A 2,119-nucleotide genomic window follows, 5' to 3' on the forward strand; every position below is an offset into this window, starting at 1 on the left:
CAACTTTAACATCATGTGTGGTTCCATCGGTAATCATGAAATCAATAGGATTGCCATGTGCATCAACAATCAAATGTATTTTTGAGGAGTTTCCTCCTACACTTTTAGAAATAGATTGATTCGCTATGCCGGCAGAATGTTGATGAGCACGTACATGAGAGCCATCAATAAAAATCCACTCCATATCGGGGCATGAGGCTAGTAATTTGAATAATCTAAGAAACTTACCGCTGCTTGACCAACGATTAAAACGTTTGAAAATAGAGTTTGAATGACCAAAACAGCAAGGAATATCTCGCCACGGACAGCCTGTTCTAATTCTATAGAGAATAGCTTCAATAAAATTGCGTAAATTTGAGTTGTGGTGAATGGATAAATTACGCAGAATAACTTTCAACTTTTGCCAGTGTTGATCTGTCAGCATAGTACGAGGCATAGCGAATAGTAAAATTGGGTTTGGCGATTTGATTTTACTACTTCGCTATTTTTTTAAGCTAAAAGTGTCAACACACCCTAGTCAAACTACTTTATTATTCATACAAGATTCGAAAAAAACTCGAAATAACTCATCGACTGAGTCGATCAACCATTCTTTACGCTTACGTTTAACCCATGCCCACATCTGTTCTATAGGATTTAAATCAGGGCTGTATGCAGGAAGCCAAAGAATTTTATGCCCTTGTTGTTCCAATAACTCCTGAATATCTGCTCTTTTATGAAATGCTGCATTATCCATAACCACTACACTATTTTCTGGTAATGCTGGTATGAGGAATTGCTCAATCCAAAAATGAAAAACATCTGAATTGATTTTGCAGTCAAATAAACCGACTGAAAATAAATACCCTTTATGGATTGCTCCAATGGCATTGGTCTGATTCTTTAATTGCCAATTATATTGCCCTAGACAGGGTACTCCTTTTCGTGAGTAGCCATGAGGTCTGTAATCATGTGACTTAAAACCACTTTCATCCAGATAAATAATCGGATGGTTTTTTTCTAATTCATTCACTTGCAGAATAAATTTATCCCTAAGCTTTGTATCTGCTTTAGGATGGCTTAACGTCTTTTTTTAACTGTAATATTTAAGCGCTTTAATGCAGCACCAATAGATGAAACACCACAATTAAAACGTGCAGCACGTTCATATTGATAAGCATCAGGATACTTTTCAACATCTTCACGTAAAGCATCATCGTTAATTTTAGAAGGTTTACGTACACGAGTTTTTTTAATCTCTATACGTTTCTTCCATTCAACAATGGTATTTTTATTAATTTCAAATTGTGCAGCTACTGCTCGAATAGAATAACCTTCCTCAAGCTTAGCTAAAATTTTACGTCTAAAATGTTCTGAATAACTCATTGCACCATTGTATTGGTTTTATAATGATTTGACTATAACTCTGGATCACCTATCGAAAATTCAAATTCGATATATTTGTCACGCTGAGTCCCTGTAACATGAATAAAGCAAGGAGGCTGTTCTACATTGAGTTGCTGCATACCAAAATCCTCATATTCTCCATAAGATTATTGCAACTTGCATGCCAATTTTATTTATTATTATTTTTCAAATATTTATGATTTTCTCTTTTTTATTTCATACAATGTTCTTTATCAAATTCTTAAGTCACAATGTATGACTTAAGAAAATTCTCAAGTGTTTTATATTTTCTCAGTTGTATAAGCACTTATAGATGATCAAAAAAAAAAGAAGCCAAAGCTTCTTTTTTTGATTTTCCAACTCGCATTGATAGCCCCTATAATTCAATCAACTGAACCGTACCGGGTTTGTCGGAGAGTTTTTTATTTAAGTTAGGCCACCTGACCTAACGGGTTAATCTTATCATAGTACATTGCTTCAAAATCAAAAGGTGATACATAACCTAGTGCACTATGTACACGCTCTTTATTGAACCAATCTACCCAATTTAGTGTCGCAAGTTGTACATCCGCTAAACCTTGCCAATCTGCTTTTAGATATTCAATCACCTCTGTTTTGTATAAGCCATTCACCGTTTCAGCCAAAGCATTATCGTATGAATCACCAGTCGTACCGACTGATGCTCGTAAATTTGCTGCTTCTAAACGATTGGTATAGCGAATGGAAAGATATT

4 protein-coding genes and 1 pseudogene are annotated in these 2,119 nt (G+C 34.9%); all 5 read right to left on the reverse strand.

What is annotated here, in order from left to right:
• Window positions 1–436 (reverse strand): annotated as a pseudogene (locus FTT84_RS17605) (IS5-like element ISAba31 family transposase); the annotation flags it as partial.
• Window positions 437–517: 81 nt separating this feature from the next.
• Window positions 518–1,012: an IS630 family transposase gene (locus FTT84_RS17610; protein WP_001003818.1), complete on the reverse strand. Its 495-nt coding sequence runs from the start codon at window positions 1,010–1,012 to the stop codon at window positions 518–520.
• Window positions 1,013–1,059: 47 nt separating this feature from the next.
• Complete coding sequence (locus tag FTT84_RS17615) at window positions 1,060–1,365, reverse strand: IS630 transposase-related protein (RefSeq protein WP_000122230.1); 306 nt, start codon at window positions 1,363–1,365, stop codon at window positions 1,060–1,062.
• Window positions 1,366–1,397: 32 nt separating this feature from the next.
• The gene (locus FTT84_RS17620; RefSeq protein WP_218951701.1) at window positions 1,398–1,505 is read right to left on the reverse strand and encodes a phenol hydroxylase subunit; all 108 of its coding nucleotides are present in this window, start codon (window positions 1,503–1,505) and stop codon (window positions 1,398–1,400) included.
• Window positions 1,506–1,817: 312 nt separating this feature from the next.
• Window positions 1,818–2,119, reverse strand: a 302-nt coding sequence (locus FTT84_RS17625; RefSeq protein ID WP_180191847.1) for an integrase core domain-containing protein, incomplete at its 5' end; no start/stop codon positions are given.

The organism is Acinetobacter sp. YH01019 (genome assembly GCF_013420285.1).
GTDB classification, from domain to species: Bacteria; Pseudomonadota; Gammaproteobacteria; order Pseudomonadales; family Moraxellaceae; genus Acinetobacter; species Acinetobacter gandensis.

Coding starts and splice junctions, on each gene's coding strand:
- FTT84_RS17615 (WP_000122230.1), bottom strand. CDS start 1,365: ATGAGTTATTCAGAACATTTTAGACGTAAAATTTTAGCTAAGCTTGAG.
- FTT84_RS17620 (WP_218951701.1), bottom strand. CDS start 1,505: ATGCAGCAACTCAATGTAGAACAGCCTCCTTGCTTTATTCATGTTACA.